Annotated in this window: 18 protein-coding genes; 6 read left to right on the top strand and 12 right to left on the bottom strand. The window is 64.3% G+C overall.

Features of this window, described 5'->3' with window-relative positions:
- Positions 1 to 64 precede the first annotated feature (64 nt).
- Positions 65 to 382, bottom strand: a complete 318-nt coding sequence (locus N4264_RS12925; RefSeq protein WP_261697448.1) for a hypothetical protein — start codon at positions 380 to 382, stop codon at positions 65 to 67.
- Positions 383 to 605: 223 nt separating this feature from the next.
- Here N4264_RS12925 and N4264_RS12920 point away from each other — a divergent pair, with 223 nt between their 5' ends.
- Together N4264_RS12920 and N4264_RS12915 are read left to right on the top strand one after the other, a co-directional pair.
- On the top strand, positions 606 to 1,016 hold the full coding sequence (locus N4264_RS12920; protein ID WP_261697447.1) for a ribonucleotide reductase subunit alpha: 411 nt from the start codon (positions 606 to 608) through the stop codon (positions 1,014 to 1,016).
- Between the two features lie 19 nt (positions 1,017 to 1,035).
- A complete protein-coding gene (locus N4264_RS12915; RefSeq protein WP_261697446.1) occupies positions 1,036 to 1,380 on the top strand; it encodes a hypothetical protein in 345 nt (114 codons plus the stop codon).
- Positions 1,381 to 1,508: 128 nt separating this feature from the next.
- On the opposite strand, the gene N4264_RS12910 is transcribed toward N4264_RS12915, so the two are convergent.
- The 9 genes from N4264_RS12910 to moaA all read right to left on the bottom strand — a co-directional run bounded on the left by N4264_RS12910 (position 1,509) and on the right by moaA (position 14,298).
- The gene (locus N4264_RS12910; RefSeq protein ID WP_261697445.1) at positions 1,509 to 2,825 is read right to left on the bottom strand and encodes an MFS transporter; all 1,317 of its coding nucleotides are present in this window, start codon (positions 2,823 to 2,825) and stop codon (positions 1,509 to 1,511) included.
- A 75-nt stretch (positions 2,826 to 2,900) separates the two neighbouring features.
- The gene (locus N4264_RS12905) at positions 2,901 to 3,764 is read right to left on the bottom strand and encodes a peptidylprolyl isomerase (protein WP_261697444.1); all 864 of its coding nucleotides are present in this window, start codon (positions 3,762 to 3,764) and stop codon (positions 2,901 to 2,903) included.
- Positions 3,761 to 4,468: a respiratory nitrate reductase subunit gamma gene (narI, locus tag N4264_RS12900; protein ID WP_261697443.1), complete on the bottom strand. Its 708-nt coding sequence runs from the start codon at positions 4,466 to 4,468 to the stop codon at positions 3,761 to 3,763. The genes N4264_RS12905 and narI overlap by 4 nt, the downstream gene beginning before the upstream one ends.
- Entirely contained in the window at positions 4,465 to 5,151 is a 687-nt protein-coding gene (gene narJ / locus N4264_RS12895; protein WP_261697442.1) for a nitrate reductase molybdenum cofactor assembly chaperone, read from the bottom strand. Before narJ ends, narI begins: the two co-directional genes overlap by 4 nt.
- The gene (gene narH, locus N4264_RS12890) at positions 5,148 to 6,695 is read right to left on the bottom strand and encodes a nitrate reductase subunit beta (RefSeq protein ID WP_261697441.1); all 1,548 of its coding nucleotides are present in this window, start codon (positions 6,693 to 6,695) and stop codon (positions 5,148 to 5,150) included. The genes narJ and narH overlap by 4 nt, the downstream gene beginning before the upstream one ends.
- Entirely contained in the window at positions 6,695 to 10,438 is a 3,744-nt protein-coding gene (locus tag N4264_RS12885; protein ID WP_261697440.1) for a nitrate reductase subunit alpha, read from the bottom strand. Before N4264_RS12885 ends, narH begins: the two co-directional genes overlap by 1 nt.
- 61 nt (positions 10,439 to 10,499) lie before the next feature.
- Positions 10,500 to 11,906: a NarK family nitrate/nitrite MFS transporter gene (locus tag N4264_RS12880; RefSeq protein WP_261697439.1), complete on the bottom strand. Its 1,407-nt coding sequence runs from the start codon at positions 11,904 to 11,906 to the stop codon at positions 10,500 to 10,502.
- Between the two features lie 112 nt (positions 11,907 to 12,018).
- Complete coding sequence (locus N4264_RS12875; RefSeq protein WP_261697438.1) at positions 12,019 to 13,269, bottom strand: molybdopterin molybdotransferase MoeA; 1,251 nt, start codon at positions 13,267 to 13,269, stop codon at positions 12,019 to 12,021.
- Positions 13,270 to 13,314: 45 nt separating this feature from the next.
- On the bottom strand, positions 13,315 to 14,298 hold the full coding sequence (moaA, locus tag N4264_RS12870) for a GTP 3',8-cyclase MoaA (protein ID WP_261697437.1): 984 nt from the start codon (positions 14,296 to 14,298) through the stop codon (positions 13,315 to 13,317).
- 251 nt (positions 14,299 to 14,549) lie between these two features.
- Here moaA and N4264_RS12865 point away from each other — a divergent pair, with 251 nt between their 5' ends.
- The gene (locus N4264_RS12865) at positions 14,550 to 15,665 is read left to right on the top strand and encodes a PLP-dependent cysteine synthase family protein (RefSeq protein ID WP_425508346.1); all 1,116 of its coding nucleotides are present in this window, start codon (positions 14,550 to 14,552) and stop codon (positions 15,663 to 15,665) included.
- The gene (locus tag N4264_RS12860) at positions 15,662 to 17,137 is read left to right on the top strand and encodes a UbiD family decarboxylase (protein ID WP_261697436.1); all 1,476 of its coding nucleotides are present in this window, start codon (positions 15,662 to 15,664) and stop codon (positions 17,135 to 17,137) included. Before N4264_RS12865 ends, N4264_RS12860 begins: the two co-directional genes overlap by 4 nt.
- On the opposite strand, the gene N4264_RS12855 is transcribed toward N4264_RS12860, so the two are convergent.
- On the bottom strand, positions 17,134 to 17,451 hold the full coding sequence (locus N4264_RS12855) for a hypothetical protein (RefSeq protein WP_261697435.1): 318 nt from the start codon (positions 17,449 to 17,451) through the stop codon (positions 17,134 to 17,136). The two genes, N4264_RS12860 and N4264_RS12855, sit on opposite strands and share 4 nt — an antisense overlap.
- 140 nt (positions 17,452 to 17,591) lie before the next feature.
- On the opposite strand from N4264_RS12855, the gene ubiU reads away from it, so the two are divergent.
- Together ubiU and N4264_RS12845 are read left to right on the top strand one after the other, a co-directional pair.
- The gene (gene ubiU, locus N4264_RS12850; RefSeq protein ID WP_261697434.1) at positions 17,592 to 18,590 is read left to right on the top strand and encodes a ubiquinone anaerobic biosynthesis protein UbiU; all 999 of its coding nucleotides are present in this window, start codon (positions 17,592 to 17,594) and stop codon (positions 18,588 to 18,590) included.
- A gap of 9 nt (positions 18,591 to 18,599) precedes the next feature.
- Positions 18,600 to 19,484 carry a U32 family peptidase gene (locus N4264_RS12845; RefSeq protein WP_261697433.1) on the top strand — a complete coding sequence of 295 codons (885 nt, stop codon included), beginning with the start codon at positions 18,600 to 18,602 and terminating at the stop codon, positions 19,482 to 19,484.
- Positions 19,485 to 19,503: 19 nt separating this feature from the next.
- Here the strand turns inward: N4264_RS12845 and N4264_RS12840 are convergent, their stop codons facing one another.
- Positions 19,504 to 20,712, bottom strand: a complete 1,209-nt coding sequence (locus N4264_RS12840; protein ID WP_261697432.1) for a beta-ketoacyl synthase N-terminal-like domain-containing protein — start codon at positions 20,710 to 20,712, stop codon at positions 19,504 to 19,506.

Genomic DNA, 20,712 nt, shown 5'->3' with positions numbered 1-20,712 from the left:
TTCTACCGGCCTAGCGCCCGGCCGGCGACGACAACGTGGTCGCCCGGGCGGGATTCAGCGCCGGCTAGCCCGTCACGCCGGCCGTGCCACTGGATTTCATCCAGGCCAGCACCACCAGCGAGACCGCCAGGACCGGCGGGATCAGCCATAACCAGGAGCGTCGCACCAGCACCAGCCCGCCCACCGCAGCCACCACCGCAGCGCCGACAAACACGTAGCCGACGAGCGTGGCCTGCCCGGGCGCGGAAAAGGCCCTGGGAAACACGACGAGGACGAGCGCAATCAGGAATGGCAGCAGCGCGGCCGCCAGAACAAAAGCGCCGCCGGCACCAATCCGTGCCGAACGCCTGCGCGGGTTGAGTCCTGGTAGACGTCCAGCCATGCTCACTGATCTCCTTCCCGTTGCATTCCCGTCCCGCGACCTTCCGCACCACGCCCCTCGGGGCCGGCGCTTACCATGCCATCAACGAGAATGTCATGGAAATTGATAAGTCCGCGTGAGCCGGAAATACGCCCGGCGTTAAATGGCCTCTGGCTGACCAGCGTCAATTCCTGGCTGCTGCGTCGCGAGTAGCCTCGGCCCCAGCCACCCACCGAGCGCCATCATGCAAATCACGCACTTTTCCGACCTGCTCGAAGCCGCACGTCGCCAGGACGAACCACAACGCCTGCTGATGGTGTTTGCGTCTGCCGGCCTGCCATCCGACGCCAGCGCCGCGCAACGGAGTGCTTTCGCCAACGGCGAAGGCGGCGCACTCACGCCGGTACTGTGCGTCGACAAACGTCCCGAGGAGATCGGCAGTTTCGAGAGCCTGCGCGAGGAATCCGAGCGAACGGGCATCAACTGGGACATCGTATTCGTCGCCGCCCTCGCCGGCCGCGGTGGATATCCGCCCAACGCGGACGAGGCCGTACAACCGTTGCGCATGATGGTCGAGCAGATCAAAGGCGGCCGGATCGGGCAATTCGTCGCCGTCAGCCGCGGCGGCGACCTGTTGCAGCTGCGCGCCGCCTGACCTTCAATCAGGAGCCGCCATGACGCGCCGTCACGAGGATCGATTCATCGCCGCTCCGCGCCGGCACCTTCCGCTCTGGCGCGTCTTCTGGCTGGATGGCGTGCTGGCGAGCCATATCTTTTTTGGTGTCGTTCTGTTTCTCTACCCGCGGCTGGATGCACTCCAGCTTGGCGCGTTGCTTGGCGCCTTTATTGCGTATACCGCCTGGATCCTGCGCAGGGTGTGGATCAACGCATTCAACGTACGCAACGAAACCTACGCCCACATGGCCCGCGCACTGACGGTCGCGTGGTCGCTGAACGCGGTGCTCGTGTCCTTCTTCCTGTACCTGGGCTACTTCGGGATGGTTGACGTACCGCTCTGAGTGCATCCAGCCGCCCAATCTGGGCAAGACCGTTGCCTTCTTGTTCGTCGGAGCCCCCGTTGATCCACTGCGCCAGACGCTGGCATAGCCAGCGCCTGGCAGGGTTGCAGCGGTCGTTTGCCTCGCCATCAATGACTCGCGCCCATCGTCGCGGGGATCTCCGGCAGATCCGTTTCGCGCCGGATCTGCGGGTGACGCGCCAGCTCCATCCGGCGGATCGCGAAGTGCATCCAGGTGAGCGCCGTCGCCACGAGCACGAACAGCAGCATGAAACAGCTGGTCCAGACGCCGATCCAGTCATTGAGCGCCCCGAACGCGATGGGCAGGACGAATCCCCCCAGGCCACCGACCATGCCCACCATTCCGGCCACCGACCCGACGTTGTCGGGATAGTAGACGGGGATGTGCTTGTAGACAGCCGCCTTGCCCAGCGACATGAAAAACCCGAGGACAAAGACGATCACCGTGAACGGCACCACGCCCATCGCCAAGGTGAATTGCATCGTGCCGCGAACGCCCTCCACCAGGTAGGTCGTGGACGGATAGGCCAGCAGAAAGGTACAGATCACCGAGCCGATGAAGGTCCAGTACATCACCTTGCGGGCGCCGTAGCGATCCGACATCCAGCCGCCCACGATCCGGAACAAGCTGGCGGGAATCGAATAGGCCGCCGCGATGACGCCGGCCGTCTTCAGATCCAGGCCGTAGGCGCCGACAAGATAGCGCGGCAGCCACAGGGCGAGTGCCACAAACGCGCCAAATACAAAAAAGTAGTACAGCGAGAAACGCCATACCTGCAATTTCCGCAGTGGCGCCAGCTGGGTGCGGAACGGCACCGGCTTCACGCCCCGCGCCTTGCGCTGGACGAGGTCCGGCTCGTCGCTCGTCAAGACGAAGAACAGCACCGCGACGACGGCGAGCGCAACGGCCCAGATCTTGGCAACCCCATTCCACCCATAGGCGACCATGACCAGCGGCGCGCCGAGCTTGGTCACCGCCGCGCCGATATTGCCGGCACCGACAATACCCAGTGCAGTGCCCTGCTTTTCCACCGGAAACCATTTCGACACGTAGGTAATCACGACCGTGAACGACCCGCCGACGATCCCCAGCGCCAGCGCCGCCGCCAGGAATCCCAGGTACGTGGTGGCGCTGGCCAGCAGCCAGGTGGCGATGGCGCCGGCCAGCATCAAACCGGTGAAGACGATTCGTCCGCCTATCTGCTCGGTCCACACGCCGAGGAAAACGCGACTGAGCGAACCGGTGAGAATCGGTGTCGCCGCCAGCAACCCGAATTGCGTGTCATTGAGACCCAGTTCCTGTTTGATCGGAATGCCGATGATCGAAAAGATCGTCCAGACAGCGAAACACACGGTGAAGGTGATCGTGCTGGTCCATAACGCCATTTGCTGGCGCGCGCCGGACGGCGTGGCTGTTGCTTGCATGACTGCATTCGCACGTCGAGAGAGAAACTGTTTCGGGAGTTCGCATGCCGGCGTTCGCACTCGGCAATTCGACGGCTACGGCGCAGCCTCCTCGGGATCCACCCCCTCCACGCCGTAGCGCGCGAAGAGGATCTGTAGATACCCGTTGATGGCATTCTGTCGCGCCTGGGTTTCCAGGTAGGCGGCGACTTTGTCCGCCACTTCCTCGTAGCTTGCCGGCTCACCGCGTTCGACCGAGTCCAGCAGGACGACGTGGTGTCCGTATCGCGTTTCAACCGTGAGCCCCGCAAGGCCAGGCGTGAGCATGAACAGTTGCCGGTCAAATTCCGGCACAGTGTCGCCGCGCCCGAGCCACCCCAGCTCGCCGCCCGCCTCGCGCGACGGGCACGCGGAGTGGCGCAGCGCGAACTCGCCGAAGCGGTCCGGCTCCTGGCGCAATGCTTCAATCAAGGATTCGCCCAGTTGGCAGGCGCGCCAGCGCGCCGCGGTATCACCCGGCGCGGCCGCCAGCAGGATATGGCGTACCTGCAGACGATCCGGATGCCGCAAACGCTCCCGGTTCATCGCGAAGTAGTGGCGGCAGGACGCTTCGTCTGCGCGTGGCGAAGGCACCTCATGATCGATCAGCCACTGGATCGTGGCTTCTTCGCGCGGCTCGCCCTCCCGCGGCTGCACCTGCGCATCGAGGCCCAGCCGCACCGCCTCCAGCCGCAGCACCTCCCGCACGGCGAGTGCACGGGCAGCCGCCCGGCGCGACGCATGCGGATCGTCGGCCCGGTGGTACTGCATTTCGCGCGCGACGTCCGCCTCGCTGATGATCGTGTCGCCGACGCGAAGGAAGCCAGGTGCCTGACCAGGCAAGGAGCGGTCACCCGCATCAGCGGCTGCGGCGTCCGACAGGGCGCCACGATCCATGACAATCGGGATCGACCGGTTCATGCAGCTCTCCGGGGATAGTCCGTCGTCGCGGGGCGGCGGCGCACGATCTGGTAGGGCCGGCGCAAGTAGGCCACTGGTACGCTCCATACGTGCACCAGGCGTGTGAACGGCGTGATAAGAATCAGCGTCAATCCCAGCACGATATGGGCCTTGAAGATCCAGTGCGCGTCCGCCACGAAGTCCGCGGCACCCGCACGGAACGTGACAATGTGCTGGGCCCATTCGGCGAGCTTCATCATCTGCCCGCCATCCATGTGGCCGGCAGACACGACGATGGTCGACAGCCCGAGCAGCAGCTGCGCAAAAAGCAGCACCAGCACCAGGAGGTCACGGCCGGTTCCGGTCGCACGGATACGCGTATCGAAGAGACGCCGCCACAGAAGGATGCTGATGCCGACCAGGCAGACAAGCCCGAAAACGCCACCGGCCACCATCGCCAGTAACTGTTTCTGACTCGCTGTTATCAGTCCCTCGTACACGCCATGAGGCGTCAACAATCCCACCAGATGACCACCGAGGATCGCCAGGACCCCCAGGTGGAAGGCGCTGCTGCCCAGACGCATTCCCCGACCCGACAGCAACTGGCTCGATCCCGTGCGCCAGCTGTAGGCGCCGTGGTCAAAACGCGCCCAGCAACCGATCGCAAAAATGGCGATAGCCATGTACGGATAGAACTGGAAGAAAAATGTGTCGAGATAACTCATGGCGTGTTCCCCTGCCCGGCAGGACGAATACCCTCCGGCACGCGACGTGCCGGTGCGCACGACGAATCCGGTGCGGTGGCGCCGAAGCGAACGGCTTCCTCTTCCCACACGCGGTCCATCACCTCGGCCGTGTCGTCACGGGATTCATCGCGGACGCGGCGCCGGATGGCCGACAATTCGACGGTGCCGCCTCCCGCCTCCACCAGCATGGTGAACAGCAGGGCATACGGGCTTTCGCGCTCGGCGGCCCGCGCCGCGAGAAGCTCCAGAATGTGACCGGTATGGCGCAGCCAGTCGGTCTTCTCCTCGTCCGGCCGCAACGACAAGTATTCCAGCAGCAGCGGCAGGTAATCCGGCAATTCGCGACTGTCTATTTCAAAACCGCTGCGCCGGTAGGTTTCCATAAGGTCCACCATGGCCTGGCCGCGATCCCGCGATTCGCCGTGGATGTGCTCAAACAGCAGCAGGCTCATCGCCCTGCCCCGGTCGAAACAGGCCAGCCAGCGTTCCTGGGCGTCCATCGGATCCAATTCCAGCAGCGTGTCAACGAAATGCGCCAGATCGTCGCGCCGCGTGCCGTCCGGAGGGACGGTGCGCACCACTTCGCGCAATGCGTCGGCGTTCTCCCACAAGGTGGGGTCCGGGTACTCCAGCAACACGCTGATGAGCTTGAGCAGGTTCATACCGGCTCCTTGTTCGAGGTCTGGCGATTGGGCGTCACGTGCATCCGGCGCGTGGAACGCCCGCCAAACAAGGCTTCCGCCGGCGATGCGGCAGAACACCCGTCGCCAAAGGTGAATCCACAGCCGCCGCGCTCGCCGAACGCATCGTTGGCATATTCGCGATGCGCGCTGGGAATCACGAAACGGTCTTCGTAGTTGGCGATGGCCAGGTAGCGGTACATCGACTCGGCCTGCGCCACCGTCAAACCAGCCTGCGCGAGGACGGCCGTATCCTCGACGCCATCCACGTTCAATGCACGACGCCAGGCGCGCATCGCGAGCAGACGTTCCATCGCCGTAACGACGGGCGCCTCGTCACCGGCCGTGAGCAGGTTGGCGAGATAGCGCACCGGAATGCGCAGGGATTTCACATCGGGAATCTCGCCATTCATGCCGACCTTTCCCGCATCGGCAGCCGACTGCACCGGGGAGAGCGGAGGCACGTACCACACCATCGGCAAGGTGCGGTATTCCGGATGCAGCGGCAGTGCGAGCTTCCACTCCACGGCAAGCTTGTAGACAGGCGAGGCCTTCGCCGCCTCCAGCCAGCTGTCGGGAATCCCCTCACGCCGCGCCGCGCTGATCACGGCCGGGTCATTCGGATCCAGGAAGATGTCCAGGTGCGCCTGGTACAAGTCCTTCTCGGAGGGAACGGACGCCGCCTCCGCGATGCGGTCAGCGTCATACAGCATCACCCCGAGGTAGCGGATACGCCCTACGCACGTCTCGGAACAGATGGTGGGCTCCCCCATCTCGATGCGCGGGTAACAGAAGATGCACTTTTCCGACTTGCCGCTCTTCCAGTTGTAATAGATCTTCTTGTAGGGGCAGCCCGACACGCACATGCGCCAGCCACGGCACTTGTCCTGGTCGATCAGCACGATACCGTCCTCTTCGCGCTTGTAGATCGCGCCGCTCGGGCACGATGCCACGCAGGCCGGATTGAGGCAGTGCTCGCACAGTCGCGGCAGGTACATCATGAAGGTCTTTTCGAAGGCGCCGTAGATCTCGCGCTGGATCGAATCGAAGTTCGCATCCTTGGAGCGCTTGGAAAACTCCGTGCCCAGGATCTCCTCCCAGTTCGGCCCCCACTCGATCTTCTGCATCCGTTCGCCGGAAATCAGCGAGCGCGGCCTTGCTGTCGGCTGGTGCTTTCCCTCCGGTGCTTCATGCAGGTGCTGATAGTCAAAGTCGAAGGGTTCGTAGTAGTCGTCAATCTGCGGCAAGTCGGGATTGGCAAAGATCTTCGATAGCAGCCGCCAGCGGCCGCCCGCCTTCAACTGCAAGGCACCGCCGGCCGTGCGAACCCAGCCACCGTTCCACTTTCGCTGATTCTCCCACTCCCGCGGATACCCCACGCCGGGCTTCGTCTCGACGTTGTTGAACCACGCGTACTCGACGCCTTCGCGGGACGTCCATACGTTCTTGCAGGTGATCGAGCACGTGTGGCAGCCGATGCACTTGTCGAGGTTGAGCACCATCGCAATCTGGGCGCGCACCTTCATCACACCACCTCCTTCGAACCGGCCGGCACCGCTTCATCGTCCAGCCAGTCGATGCGACGCATCTTCCGCACGATCACGAATTCGTCGCGATTGGTGCCGGTCGTGCCGTAATAGTTGAATCCGTAGCTCAGCTGCGCGTATCCGCCAATCATGTGCGTCGGCTTCACCACCACGCGCGTCACCGAGTTATGAATGCCGCCGCGTGTCCCGGTCACTTCAGACCCTGGCGTGTTGATGATGCGTTCCTGGGCGTGGTACATCATGGCCATGCCGTTCATCACGCGCTGACTCACGACCGCACGCGCGGCAATCGCGCCGTTGACGTTGAACAGCTCGATCCAGTCGTTATCCTCGATGCCAGCGCTGCGCGCGTCGTCTTCGCTCAGCCACACGATCGGACCGCCGCGCGACAACGTCTGCATGATCAGGTTGTCGCTGTAGGTGCTGTGGATGCCCCACTTCTGGTGCGGCGTAATCCAGTTGAGAACGATCTCCGGATGGCCGTTGGGCTTCTTGCCCAGCATCGGCGCGATCGTCTTGGTGTTGACCGGCGGCCGGTACGACATGAACCCCTCGCCGAAGGCGATCATCCACGCATGATCCTGGTAGAACTGCTGCCGGCCCGTCAGCGTGCGCCAGGGAATCCGCTCGTGCACGTTCGTATAGCCGGCGTTGTAGCTGACGTGCTCGTCTTCCAGACCGGACCAGATGGGCGACGAGATGATCTTGCGCGGTTGCGCCTGCACGTCGCGGAACCGGATGGCCTCGTGTTCCTTGCCGACGGCCAGGTGCGTGTGGTCGCGCCCGGTGAACGTCCCGAGTGACTCCCACGCCTTTACGGCGACGTGCCCGTTGGTTTCCGGCGCCAGGTGGAGAATGACTTCACACGCGTCAATCGCCGTTTCGATCGCGGGACGGCCTTTGCTGACCCCTTCGTCGGCGACGCGGTGGTTCAGCGCCCCGAGAAAATCCACTTCGTCGCGCGTGTCCCACTGCATCCCCTTGCCGCCATTGCCCTGGGAATCGAGCAGCGGACCGAGCGAGGTGAACTTCTTGTAGAGATTGGGGTAATCGCGTTCCACCACCGTCATCGCGGGCATGGTCTTGCCGGGGATGGGTTCGCACTCACCCTTCTTCCAGTCGACGACCCCCAGTGGCATCGCCAGCTCGTTCGGTGTGTCGTGGAGCGTCGGCACCAGCACCAGGTCTTTCTCGACACCGAGCACGCCCGGCGCCATTTCGCTGACCGCACGGGCGATTCCCTTGAAGATGTCCCAGTCGCTCCGCGCGCCCCAGGCCGGGTCCACCGCCTTGGAAAGCGGGTGGATGAACGGATGCATGTCGGACGTATTGAGATCGTTCTTCTCGTACCAGGTCGCCGTCGGCAACACGATGTCGGAGTAGAGCGCCGTGGTACACATGCGGAAATCCAGCGTCACCAGCAGGTCCAGCTTTCCCTCGGGCGCCGTATCCCGCCAAGTCACTTCCTCGGGTTTGGCCGCGCCACGTTCGCCCAGATCCTTGCCTTGCAGCCCATGCCGCGTGCCCAGCAGATGACGCAACATGTACTCGTGCCCCTTGCCGGACGAACCAAGCAGGTTGGAGCGCCAGATAAACAGGCTCCGGGGAAAATTCTGCGGTGCGTCCGGATCGGCGAAAGCAAAGTCCAGTGCGCCGTTGCGCAACTGCTCCACCGCGTATTTCACCGGCTCGATACCGGCCTTCTGCGCCTCGCGCACGATCGCCAGCGGATTGCGATTCAGCTGCGGCGCCGCGGGCAACCACCCCATTCGTACAGCGCGCAGGTTGAAGTCCGCCAGCGTGCCCGTGTATTTCGCCGGGTCTGCCAATGGCGAGAGAATCTCCTTGACGTCCAGCTTTTCGTAGCGCCACTGGTCGGAATTGAAATAGAAGAACGAGGTGCCATTCATATGCCGCGGCGGACGCTGCCAGTCGAGCGCAAACGCCAATGGCTGCCAGCCGGTCTGCGGTCGCAGCTTTTCCTGGCCGACGTAATGCGCCCAGCCGCCACCGGTCTGGCCCACGCAACCGCACATGACCAGGAGATTGATCAGACCGCGGTAGTTCATGTCGTTGTGGAACCAATGATTCATCGCCGCGCCGACGATGATCATGGCGCGACCGCGTGTCTTGTCCGCAGTGCGCGCGAATTCACGCGCAATCTGGATGACCTCGCCGCGCGGCACGCCGGTAATCGCTTCCTGCCACGCGGGGGTTCCAGGAACGTTCTCGTCATATCCCTTGGCCACGTTGCCACCGCCAAAGCCGCGATCGACGCCGTAGTTCGCCAGCAGCAGGTCGTAGACCGACGCCACGGCCCAGTCCTGGCCATCCGCCAGGCGCAGAGAGATCACCGGCACATGCCGTTCGAGCACGTCCTCGAACGTCGCTGCCGTCCAGTGCTCGTTTTCCACGCCCCCAAAATAGGGAAAGCTGACGGCGGCGATGCGGTCGTGAGTGTCCTTCAGGCTCAGGCGAAGACGCGTCTTTCGACCCGCACTGTCGCGCGGCTCGATATTCCACTTGCCCTTCTCGCCCCAGCGGAAGCCCACGGAGCCGTTCGGCACGGTGATCGCGCCGGTTTCATCATCGACCGCCAGCGTCTTCCATTCGGGATTGTTGCCCTCGCCCAGACCACCCAGGTCACTGGCGCGCAGGAAGCGTTCGGGAACCAGGCGCCCGTCAGCGCGTTTCTCCAGCCGCACCAGCAACGGCATGTCGGAGTACTCGCGGCAGTATTCGACGAAATAGTCTGACGGACGGTCAACGTGAAACTCCCGGAGCACCACGTGGCCAAACGCAAAGGCCAGCGCCGCATCGGTTCCCTGCTTGGGGTGTAGCCAGTGATCGGTCAGCTTGGCTACTTCCGAGTAGTCCGGCGTGATGGCAACCGTCTTGGTGCCGTTGTAGCGGGCCTCGGTAAAGAAGTGCGCGTCGGGGGTGCGCGTCTGGGGCACGTTGGAACCCCACGCAATGATGTAGCGGCTGTTGTACCAGTCCGCCGATTCCGGTACGTCTGTCTGCTCGCCCCATACCTGCGGGGATGCCGGCGGCAGGTCACAGTACCAGTCGTAGAAGCTCAGGCAGGCGCCGCCGAGCAGGGACAGGTAGCGTGCTCCTGCCGCGTAGGACACCATCGACATGGCCGGAATGGGCGAAAACCCAACCACGCGATCGGGGCCGTACTGCTTCACGGTATAGAGGTTCGAAGCGGCAATGACTTCGTTCACCTCCTCCCAGCTCACGCGCACGAAACCGCCCATTCCGCGCTTGCTCTTGTAGCTGCGCGCCTTTTCGGGGTCTTCGACAATGCTCGCCCAGGCTTCCACCGGAGCAAGCGTCTTGCGGGCGGCCCGCCAGAGGCGCAGCAGCGCGCTTCGCATGAGCGGGTACTTCACCCGGTTGGCGCTGTACAGATACCAGGAATAGCTCGCGCCACGGGGGCAGCCGCGCGGCTCGTGATTGGGCAGGTCCGGCCGCGTGCGCGGATAGTCGGTCTGCTGGGTTTCCCAGGTAACCAGCCCGTTCTTGACGTACACCTTCCAGCTGCACGAGCCGGTGCAGTTCACGCCATGCGTCGACCGCACGATCTTGTCGTACTGCCAGCGCTGGCGGTAGGAATCTTCCCACTGGCGCTCCTCTGTGCGTAGCGCGCCATGGCCGTCGGAGAAGGGCTCAGCCGCCGGCTTGAAGAAATTCAGACGGTCGAGGAAATGACTCATGGGCATTGTGCTCCAGGATCTTGCAGAAAGGTCCGTACCCGCCGCTGGCCATTCAGGGCGATCAACAGGGGCACTCGGCGCGCTTGCGGAAGTACCACCACCAGGTGATCGCCAGGCACGAGAAGTAGAAGGCGATGAATCCGATCAGTGCCGGCGCAGCGCTACCGGTCAACCCGATCGACGAGCCAAAGCTCTTGGGTATGAAGAAGCCGCCGTAGGCGCCGATCGCCGAGGAAAACCCGATCACCGCGGCGGATTCAATGCCGGCCTGGCGCGTCGCGGCGACCTTGCCTGCCGCGCCACCCGACGCACTCCAGCGCTCGTGCAGCGTGCGGAATATCACCGGAATCATGCGGAACGTGCTGGCGTTGCCGATGCCGCTGAAGATGAAGAGCAGCAGAAACATCGCCAGGAAGCCGTGGAAGTTTCCCGCGGAGGTTTCGCCGGGCAGGAAGTACAGCACGCCACCCACGGCGCCGATCATTCCCGCAAACACCATCAGGGTCAGTCGCGCGCCGCCCAGGCGATCGGCAAGCGCGCCACCCGCCGACCGCGCCAGCGCGCCGACCAACGGCCCGAGAAAGGCGAACTTCAGCGCTTCCACGCCCGGAAACAGTGTTTTCGTCAGCATCGGAAAGCCGGCTGAGAAACCGATGAAGCTGCCGAAGGTGCCGATATACAACCAGCACATCAGCCAGTTGTGTTTGCGCCGGAAAATCAGCGATTGCTCGGAAAGGCTGGAGCGCGCGCTGGCCAGGTCGTCCATGCCGAACCATGCCGCCACCGCACTGGCGACCAGCAGCGGCAGCCAGATGAATCCCGCGTTCTGCAGGTAGAGGGCTTTCCCATCGCCCGTCATCTGCGCCGCACCCGCGATCGACCCCAGGCAGGCCGTGCTGATCACCAGCGGTATGACAAATTGTGTGACCGAGACACCCAGGTTGCCCAGGCCTGCGTTCATCCCCAACGCGTAACCCTGGCGCGCTTTCGGGAAGAAGAACGAGATATTGGCCATTGACGAGGCGAAGTTGCCGCCACCCAGGCCGCACAGAATCGCAATTGCCGCGAACTGCCAGAACGGCGTCGTCGGGTCCTGCACGGCAATTCCCAGCCATGCACAAGGAATCAGCAGCGACGCGGTCGAAATCGCCGTCCATCGGCGACCACCAAAGATCGGTACCAGGAAGCTGTAAAACACCCGCAGCGTCGCGCCGGAGAGTGCCGGCAGCGCGGCGAGCCAGAACAGCTGGTCGGTGGTGAATGCAAAACCGATTTTTGGCAACCCCAAGGTCACCGCGGAAAACATCATCCAGACGGCGAAGGCCAGCAGCAGCGCAGGGATTGAGATGGCCAGGTTGCGATTGGCGATGCGACTTCCGCGGTCGCGCCAGAATGCAGGGTCCTCGGGGTACCACTCCTCCAGCACACTCGAATCCGGTGCGGCAGGCAGTTTATGCACAGCGCTCATGGGCCATCTCGCAGGATCAATCAGTCTGGTAGCAAGACTAGGCAGGCGGCCTCGGCCGGGCATTGACTTGAGTCAAAGGTGCGCAAGAGATGGATGGCGCTTCGCAACGGTGCTACGCATCGAAGGCAAACAGGCCACTCTGCGTGTGCTCCATCGCGTACACATCGATGCAGTCGCCTTCCACCAGCATCTCCGCGGATTCCGGCAGCACCGCCCAGACTGTTGCAGCGGCCATCGGTAACGTACGGAACGACTCTTGTCCGGCGAGCAGCTGCACCACCGCCGCGCCGCCGCTGCGAATCGCCAATGCCGCTTTCTGGTGCAGGCGGACGCCAGCCTTCTTCGTCACCGGATGCCCCAGTGAAAGACGCCACGCCTTCTCGGCGGGCAGCCCCAGCAGCGCGCGAAACGCGCATTCGACGAAGAATCGAAGTCCGATCGCACTGGAGACGGGATTTCCCGGCAATCCGAAATACAACTGCCCGCCGGGCAGGCGCGCGAACAACAGGGGTTTTCCCGGCCGCATGGCGACTTTGTGGAAATAGATCGTCGCCCCCATGCTGCGCAGGACGCCCGGCACGAAGTCGTAGCGCCCCATCGATACGGCACCGGTACTCACGATGACATCAACGTCCTGGTCCAACGCACGATCCAGAGCCCGCACGAATGCGCCCGTGTCATCTGTCACCGTCTCGCCACAGACCACCTCCGCCGTTTCCGCCATGCGTGCCGCCAGGTACGGACCATTCGTATTGCGGATCTGTCCGAACGCCAGCGACTGCCCCGGGTCATCCACCAGCTCGCGCCCCGTGCAGAGCAGCGCCACGCGCGGCCGGCGCACCACTGGAACCTCCGGCAGTCCCAAGCCCGCAAGTACCATCAACTGCGATGGCGCGATCCAGCTGCCTGATGGGAGTGCGAGCGCTCCCAGCGCGATGTCCTCGCCGGCCCGACGCACATGCTGGCCGGCGCACGCAGGCTTGATCAACCGGATCCGCAATGCCCGGCCCGTCGCGTCCCGCTCGGTGATTTCGACGTTCTCGACGGGAATGACCGCATCGCATCCCTCCGGCATCGGCGCGCCCGTCATGATCTCGATCGCCCCCGTGGCGCAGCGACGCGCGCTGTCGCCGGCAGCGATCTCTCCACCCACACCGAATTCCGCATTTTCCCGGAGAACGGAACCGGCGCAGTTCACCGCAAAGCCGTCCATGGCCGAATTGTCGAACGGCGGCAACGCGTCCGTCGCGTGGAGATCCCGGGCGAGCACACGATTCAAGGCGCGCCCCAGTGGGACCGATTCCGCCGGCAGCCGTGTGCACAGGTCGCGAATCAATGCCTGCGCTGCTTCTACGTGGATCATGATTATTGCCTCCCGGGATGTCTCAAACCGCGCGGCCGGCGTGCATCAGCCGCCGACCGACGCAAGGTGCGGCGTCATGCCGGTGTCGTCCTGGTGCAGGCCGTGGCCTGCCGCCTTCAACCCGAGCTGCCCCGACAGGGCCGCTTTCAGGTCCGGTATCTGGTCGTCGTTCTGCAGCATCGGACGCAGGGGAACGCCGAAATGACCGAACAGGCAGAGCCGCAGGTCGCCCTGCGCGGTGACCCGCAGGCGATTGCACCCGGCGCAGAAGTCGCGCGCGTACGGCGCAATGATGCCGATGCGGCCCTGGTAGTTCGGGTGCGCATACTCCACGGCGGGCCCCGCATCAGCGCTACGCGGCAAGCAGCGCCATCCCGCCGCCACCAGCGCGTCTGCGATGATGTCAGCACGCAGATGATGGCGTTCGAAATAGGACTTGTTGCACCCGGTACGCATCAATTCGATGAACCGGATACTGACTGGCCGCTGGCGCACATAGTCGACAAATGCCGGCAGCTGGTCGTCGTTCAGGCCGCGCAGCAGCACCGCGTTTAGCTTGATGCGGGTGAATCCGCCGTCGACTGCCTCGTCAATGCCGGCGCAGATGTCGTCAAGCCGGTCATGGCCGGTAATCTGTGCGAAACGCGCCCGATCCAGCGTGTCCACGCTGACATTCAGAGCCGTCAGGCCCGCAGCGCGCCATTCCGGCCAGCGCCGACGCAACAGGCAACCGTTGGTCGTCATCGCGACGGTGGATACACCGGGCGTCGTCGCGGCCACCCGCACGATCGCCGGAAGATCCTTGCGCAGCGTCGGTTCGCCCCCCGTCAGCCGTACCTTGCGCATTCCCATATCGGCGAAGGCACGCAGCAGGCGTTCTATTTCGTCGATACGCAACGGCGCCGGCAGACCGGGCGCGGCGTGATATCCATCCGGCAGGCAATAGCTGCAGCGAAAATTGCAGGCCTCCAGCAACGATAGCCGCAGATACGGAAACTGCCTCCCGAACCGGTCGGCTAACACTGCCATGAAAAACTCCTCGCCACGTCACCCGCCACCGGCCCATTGCCACGACAGGTGAGTCAATCCTGGCTGTGCCGTCGCCGCTGTGCCCTGAGCTGGATCAAGCCGACGGTATTGCGTCAGCGCATACCCGGACCTGACTGATCCAGATCAAGGACGCCATTGTCGCGGTACCGTGATCATCCGCTCCGCTATCACCGACCATTCGAGGACTCGCCGTGCCGATCGCTTCCGCGTCCCTCAAACCGGCCGCACACATAACACCGCCGGTACCGATAATCGGCAAGCACGGCCTGGATGATCGCGACTGGGTGCACGCCGCGCTGGCGACGCTCGCGAGGGAGTCGGCCCGCTCCGCGGATACCCATCTGTACAAGCTGGAATTTGCCGGATTTCCCGGCATCGATTTCTACTTCAAGGACGAGGCAGCCCACCCGACAGGCAGTCTCAAGCACCGGCTCGCCCGCTCGCTGTTCCTCTACGCCCTGTGCAACGGGCGGCTGCGGCAAGGCCAGGCCGTCGTCGATGCATCGTCCGGCAGCACCGCTATTGCGGAGGCCTGGTTTGCGCGGTTGCTGCATCTGCCGTTCATCGCCGTGATGCCGCGCTGTACCGCACCGGCGAAGATCCGCGATGTCGAGGCCCTGGGCGGCACCTGCGATCTGGTCGATGATCCTGCTGACGTGCATGACCGCGCGGCGTGGCATTCCGCCCGGGGCGCGTGCCACCTGGACCAGTTCGGCCTTGCCGAGCGCGCGACGGACTGGCGGGGCAACAACAACATCGCCGAGTCCATCATCGGCCAGCTCGCACTGGAACCCCATCCGCAACCCGCGTGGATCGTGTGCGGCGCTGGCACCGGCGGCACCTCGGCGACGGTCGGTCGCTACCTGCGGTATCAGCGTCTCCCCACCCGTCTGTGCGTCGCCGATCCAATCGGCAGCGCGTTCGCCCGCGGCTGGCCTGCGCGTGATTACACCGCGACATCGATTTGCCCGACGGTCATTGAAGGGATCGGCCGGCCGCGCGTGGAGCCCGGCTTCCTGTTCGATGTCGTCGATGCCGTCGTTGAGGTGGAAGACCCGTTATCGTTGGCCGCAATGGACCTGCTGTGCCACCTCCTTGGCCGGCGCTACGGCGGGTCTTCGGGAACCAACTTCGCCGCCTGCCTGGCATTGGCCGCGCACATGCGAAACGCCGGGCACACCGGCAGCATTGTCAGCCTGTTGTGCGATCGCGGCGAACGCTATGAGGAAACACTGTTCAACGCCACATGGCGCCAGCAGCGTGGCATCGACGTGACACCCTGGACGCAGGCACTGCGCCGTTGCCTGGCGGACGGAAGCTGGAACGCGCCGTCGCCACTGTCATGACGTTCCACGATCTGCGCGGCTTTCTCGTGCACCTTCAACGGAACAACCAGCTTGCGCACGTATCCGCCGAGGTGGATCCATACCTGGAATCGACCGCGTTGTGCGTCCGCGCGCTAAAGACCGGCGGCCCGGCGCTGCTGATGACGCAGCTGCGCGGCTCCTCCCTTCGCGCACTGGGCAATCTTTTCGGGTCACGCCAACGGATCCAGATGGCCTTGGCGGGCCGGCCTGTCGCCAGCCTGCGTGAGCTGGGAAAGTTGCTCGCCGAAATCAAGGAACCGACCTGGCCCGCCAGCGTGCGGCAGGCACTGCACCAGTGGCCACACCTGGCACAGTTGGCGCACGTTTCCCCGCGCCGCCTTCGCGACGCCGCTTTTCTCGATGAAACATTCGAATATGACGCGATCGATCTTTCAACGCTGCCTATCCAGCATTGCTGGCCCGGCGATGCCGGCCGTTTGATCACGCTGGGCCTGGTGATCACCCGCGGTACGCGCAAGGAACGCCAGAACGTGGCGATCTATCGCCAGCAGTTGATCGCGCGCAACCGCGTCATCATGCGCTGGCTGCCGCATCGCGGTGGCGCGCTGGATTTTGCCGACTGGACATCCACGCACCCCGGCCGGCCATTTCCGGTCGCCGTCGCCATCGGTGTCGACCCTGCAACCTTGCTGGCTGCCGTGGCACCTGTTCCAGATACTGTCTCCGAATACGAATTCGCCGGATTGCTGCGCGGCGACCGCACACGTGTCTGGCACAGTCCGCTAACCGGCCTGGACATCCCCGCCAGCGCCGAAATCGTCCTCGAAGGGTTCATCCATCCCGGCGATACCGCGCTGGAAGGTCCCTTCGGCGATCACACGGGCTACTACAACAGTCAGGCCCCCTTTCCCGTCCTCACGGTCACACGCATGCACTGCCGGAAAGACCCGATCTACCACGGCAGCTACATGGGTCGCGCGCCACACGACGAACCCGCCGTGATGGCGATGGCACTGAACGACGTATTCGTGCCAATCCTGCAGAAGATCTTTCCGGAAATCGTCGACTTCTTCCTTCCGCCAGAGGCCTGTTCCTACCGCGTCGCGGTCGTGGCCATCCGCAAGCAGTATGCCGGTCACGCCCGGCGCGTCATGATGGGTATCTGGTCCTACCTGCGCCAGTTCACGTATACAAAGTTCGTCATCGTGGTCGACGAGGATATCGACGCGCGCGACTGGTCGCAGGTCATCTGGGCCGTCTCGACCCGCGTCGACCCGGCGCGCGACACGGTCCTCGTCGATCGCACGCCCATCGACTACCTGGACTTCGCCAGTCCCACGGCGGGCCTGGGCTCCAAGCTCGGCATGGACGCCACGAACAAATGGCCAGCGGAAACCACGCGCGAATGGGGCAAGCCCATCGTGCCGGACGCCGCCATCGAACGGCGTGTCGACGCACTGTGGCGGGATATCGTCGACGCCCGCGCCTAGGGTTCCGCACGCGCCGACTCCACCTGGTCGATCAAAGCGGCAACCTCGGCCTGGAGCGAGAGAAATGCCGCTTCCCAGCGGTTCTCGCGCGGGCGCGCGTGCGCAAAGCGCTGCAGTCGCGAGCACACCTCCCCCAGAACGCGGCGCAGTCGCTCGTTCTCCGCCACACTCGCATCCAGTGCGTGCGCGCTGACGAGATAGCGCTTCTCGTCGCGGCACACGCCGATGCAGATCTGTGGCAATTCGATGCGACCGCAGCCAATGCATTGCCAGACGGGGATCACTGCCTTGTCGGTCTTCACGCTCTTCTTCATCCGCTTGCAGAATGGCTCACTATGCGGACCGTCCACGGCGGACGCTTGATCGCGATCACAAAGCCGCCTGACACATGTCAAGGACACTGTCACCGGCGCTACGCCAGCATGCGTGTCTGCTTCGTCAACCAGGGAATGTCATGCAGCTGGTCTGCCCCGCCGGAAACCTGCCCGCGCTCACGTGCGCGATCGACGCCGGCGCCGATGCGGTTTACGCCGGATTGCGCGACCAGACCAACGCGCGCGCGTTTCCTGGCCTGAACTTCGACGCGAACACACTTGCCGAGGGCGCGCGTTACGCCCACGCGCGAGGACGCCAGCTCTATCTCGCGCTCAACACCTACCCGGACAGCCAGCGTCTCCACCAGTGGCACCAGGCCGTCGCGACAGCGGCGGAAAGCGGCTGTGACGCCATCATTGCGGCCGACATGGCCGTGCTCGATTACGCTGCGCGTTCGTATCCATCACTCGCGCGCCACCTCTCGGTACAGGGCTCCGCGACGACCGCAGCGGCACTGCGCTACTACACGGAGCAGTTCGGCATATCCCGTGCAGTTCTGCCGCGCGTCCTGTCGATCCAGCAGGTGGAACGGCTGTGCAGTACAAGTCCCGTCGCCGTGGAAGTATTTGCCTTCGGCAGCCTGTGCATCATGGTCGAGGGGCGCTGCCAGCTTTCAAGTTACGTAACAGCCGCATCACCGAACCGGCACGGCGTCTGCTCCCCGGCCCGCTTCGTGCGCTGGGAGGAATCGACGGACGGTACGCGTACGGTGCTGCTCAATGACGTGCTGATCGACCGGTTCGCGCCCGACGAGGCTGCAGGCTATCCCACCGTGTGCAAGGGCCGTTACGAGGTGCGCCAGAACATCTTCCACGCCCTGGAGGAACCGACCAGTCTCAACACGCTCGAACTGCTGCCACGCTTGCACTCCTGCGGCGTTCAGGCGCTGAAGATCGAGGGACGGCAGCGCGGCGCCGCCTACGTCACGGCTGTCACCCGAACCTGGCGCGATGCCATCGATCGCTACGCCGATTCGCCCCATGACTGGAAGCCGCAGTCCCGCTGGCAATCTACCTTGGCCAGTCATGCCGAGGGTCATCAGACGACTCTCGGACCGTACCATCGCCACTGGCAGTAGGAGGCCTCCGTGAAGTTGAGCATCGCACCTATGCCCTATTTCTGGCCACGCGAACGGACGGTGGCGTTCTATCGCGAAGCCGCCGAGTGGCCGGTCGATATCCTCTACCTGGGGGAAACGGTGTGCAGCAAGCGGCGCGAACTGCGCACGCGGGACTGGATCGACCTGGCCCATGACCTGGCGGATCGCGGAAAGGAAGTCGTTATGTCGACCCTCGCCCTGATCGAAGCGGAGTCAGAAGTCGCTGTCGTGCGGCGCCTGGCTGAGAACGGGCACTGCTGGATCGAAGCCAATGACGTCACTGCGGTCCAGATCTGCCGTGAGCGGGGCATCCCGTTCGTCGGCGGCCCCAGTCTGAACATCTACAATCACGTCACTCTGCGCCGCCTGGTCGATGACGGCATGCGGCGGTGGGTGGCGGGAACCGAGCACAGTCGCGACCTTGTCGCCGCCATCCACACGGCGATCAGGAGCGACGGCGAGGAACCGCCGTCGCTGGAAGTATTCGCACACGGGCGTCTCTCCCTGGCCTGGTCTGCGCGCTGTTTCACCGCCCGGGCATTTGATATCGCAAAGGATCACTGCGGATTCCGCTGTATCGAACATCCGGACGGTCTTGCGCTGGCCACGCGCGATGGCCGGCCCTTCCTGCGCGTCAATGGCATTCAGATCCAGAGCGAGGCCGTCGTCGACATGTCACCGGAGGTCCCGGATCTGCGCTCGCTCGGGGTCGACGTGCTGCGTCTTTCACCCCAGGCGGAAGGCATGGCCGCTATCGTGTCGCATTTTGATCTGGCCCGCCGGGAATCCCGCGCACTGCCGCCGATCGGCGTGCGCAATGGCTACTGGCACGGGGAGCCGGGTATGCCGGGCGTTCCGCCCCGGCAGCCCTGATCGCTTGACGTACTCACTCTCAGACGCGCGAAAACACCAGGCTGGCATTGGTACCGCCAAAACCAAAGCTGTTGGACAGCACGGTCTTGACCGGCAATTCCCGCGACTGGCGCAGGATGGGAAATCCCGCTGCTTTTGGATCCAGCGCATCGATGTTCGCCGACCCCGCTACAAATCCCCGTTCCAGCATCAGCAGGCCGTAGATGGCCTCATGCACGCCGGCCGCACCGAGCGAGTGACCGCTCAGCGCCTTCGTCGACGACAGCGGCGGAACCGCGGCGCCAAACACGTCGCGCAGCGCCGCAAGTTCCACGATATCGCCCAGCGGTGTTGCAGTGCCGTGCGTATTGACGTAGTCGACCGGAACCGTGAGATCGCGCAATGCCATCCGCATGCATCGCCTCGCACCTTCGCCCGAGGGGGCCACCATATCGCCGCCGTCCGAAGCAACGCCATACCCGACGAGCTCGGCGCGAATCGGCGCGCCCCGCGCCAGCGCGTGCTCGTAGTCTTCCAGTACCAGCATGCCGCCGCCACCGGCGATGACAAAACCGTCGCGCTGCGCGTCATAGGGGCGGGATGAAAGCGTGGGATCCGCATTGTAGGCGCTCGACAGCGCCCCCATCGCGTCGAACTGCGCGGTCATGCCCCAATGCAGCTCCTCGGCGCCGCCGGCAAACACGACATCCTGTGCACCGCTGCGAATGAGGTCGGCCGCAGCGCCAATGCAATGTGCCGACGTGGCGCAGGCGGCCGCGATGGAATAGCTCAGGCCCAGGATCCCGAATGCGGTCGCCAGCGTCGCCGACACGGTCGAGCACATTGTGCGCGGAACCATATAGGGGCCCACGCGCCGTATTCCCTTCTGGCGCAGCGTATCGCCAGTCTCGATCTGGTTCTGCGCCGAGCCACCACCTGATCCTGCGATCACGCCAATGCGCGGATTGCGCAGCGCCTCCAGGCACAGGCCCGCATCAGCGACGGCGTCGCGCATGGCCACATAGGCGTAGGCTGCCGCATCACCCATGAAGCGGCGACGTTTTCGATCTACCGCCGCCTCCAGGTCGATCTGCGGAATTCCCGCCACGCAACTGCGCAGGCCACGCTCCGCGTACTCGGGGACCGCGCGAATTCCGCTGATACCGTCGCGCAGGCAGCGCACGACGGCGTCGGCCGTGTTTCCCAGGCACGACACAATCCCGAATCCCGTCACCACGACGCGACGCAT

This window comes from Tahibacter amnicola (assembly GCF_025398735.1).
Classification (GTDB): domain Bacteria; phylum Pseudomonadota; class Gammaproteobacteria; order Xanthomonadales; family Rhodanobacteraceae; genus Tahibacter; species Tahibacter amnicola.
The sequence above is the reverse complement of the archived record's forward strand: the minus strand, read 5'-3'. Positions and strand labels throughout refer to the sequence as shown.

Coding starts and splice junctions, on each gene's coding strand:
- N4264_RS12925 (WP_261697448.1), bottom strand. CDS start 382: ATGGCTGGACGTCTACCAGGACTCAACCCGCGCAGGCGTTCGGCACGG.
- N4264_RS12920 (WP_261697447.1), top strand. CDS start 606: ATGCAAATCACGCACTTTTCCGACCTGCTCGAAGCCGCACGTCGCCAG.
- N4264_RS12915 (WP_261697446.1), top strand. CDS start 1,036: ATGACGCGCCGTCACGAGGATCGATTCATCGCCGCTCCGCGCCGGCAC.
- N4264_RS12910 (WP_261697445.1), bottom strand. CDS start 2,825: ATGCAAGCAACAGCCACGCCGTCCGGCGCGCGCCAGCAAATGGCGTTA.
- N4264_RS12905 (WP_261697444.1), bottom strand. CDS start 3,764: ATGAACCGGTCGATCCCGATTGTCATGGATCGTGGCGCCCTGTCGGAC.
- narI (WP_261697443.1), bottom strand. CDS start 4,468: ATGAGTTATCTCGACACATTTTTCTTCCAGTTCTATCCGTACATGGCT.
- narJ (WP_261697442.1), bottom strand. CDS start 5,151: ATGAACCTGCTCAAGCTCATCAGCGTGTTGCTGGAGTACCCGGACCCC.
- narH (WP_261697441.1), bottom strand. CDS start 6,695: ATGAAGGTGCGCGCCCAGATTGCGATGGTGCTCAACCTCGACAAGTGC.
- N4264_RS12885 (WP_261697440.1), bottom strand. CDS start 10,438: ATGAGTCATTTCCTCGACCGTCTGAATTTCTTCAAGCCGGCGGCTGAG.
- N4264_RS12880 (WP_261697439.1), bottom strand. CDS start 11,906: ATGAGCGCTGTGCATAAACTGCCTGCCGCACCGGATTCGAGTGTGCTG.
- N4264_RS12875 (WP_261697438.1), bottom strand. CDS start 13,269: ATGATCCACGTAGAAGCAGCGCAGGCATTGATTCGCGACCTGTGCACA.
- moaA (WP_261697437.1), bottom strand. CDS start 14,298: ATGGCAGTGTTAGCCGACCGGTTCGGGAGGCAGTTTCCGTATCTGCGG.
- N4264_RS12860 (WP_261697436.1), top strand. CDS start 15,662: ATGACGTTCCACGATCTGCGCGGCTTTCTCGTGCACCTTCAACGGAAC.
- N4264_RS12855 (WP_261697435.1), bottom strand. CDS start 17,451: ATGAAGAAGAGCGTGAAGACCGACAAGGCAGTGATCCCCGTCTGGCAA.
- ubiU (WP_261697434.1), top strand. CDS start 17,592: ATGCAGCTGGTCTGCCCCGCCGGAAACCTGCCCGCGCTCACGTGCGCG.
- N4264_RS12840 (WP_261697432.1), bottom strand. CDS start 20,712: ATGCGTCGCGTCGTGGTGACGGGATTCGGGATTGTGTCGTGCCTGGGA.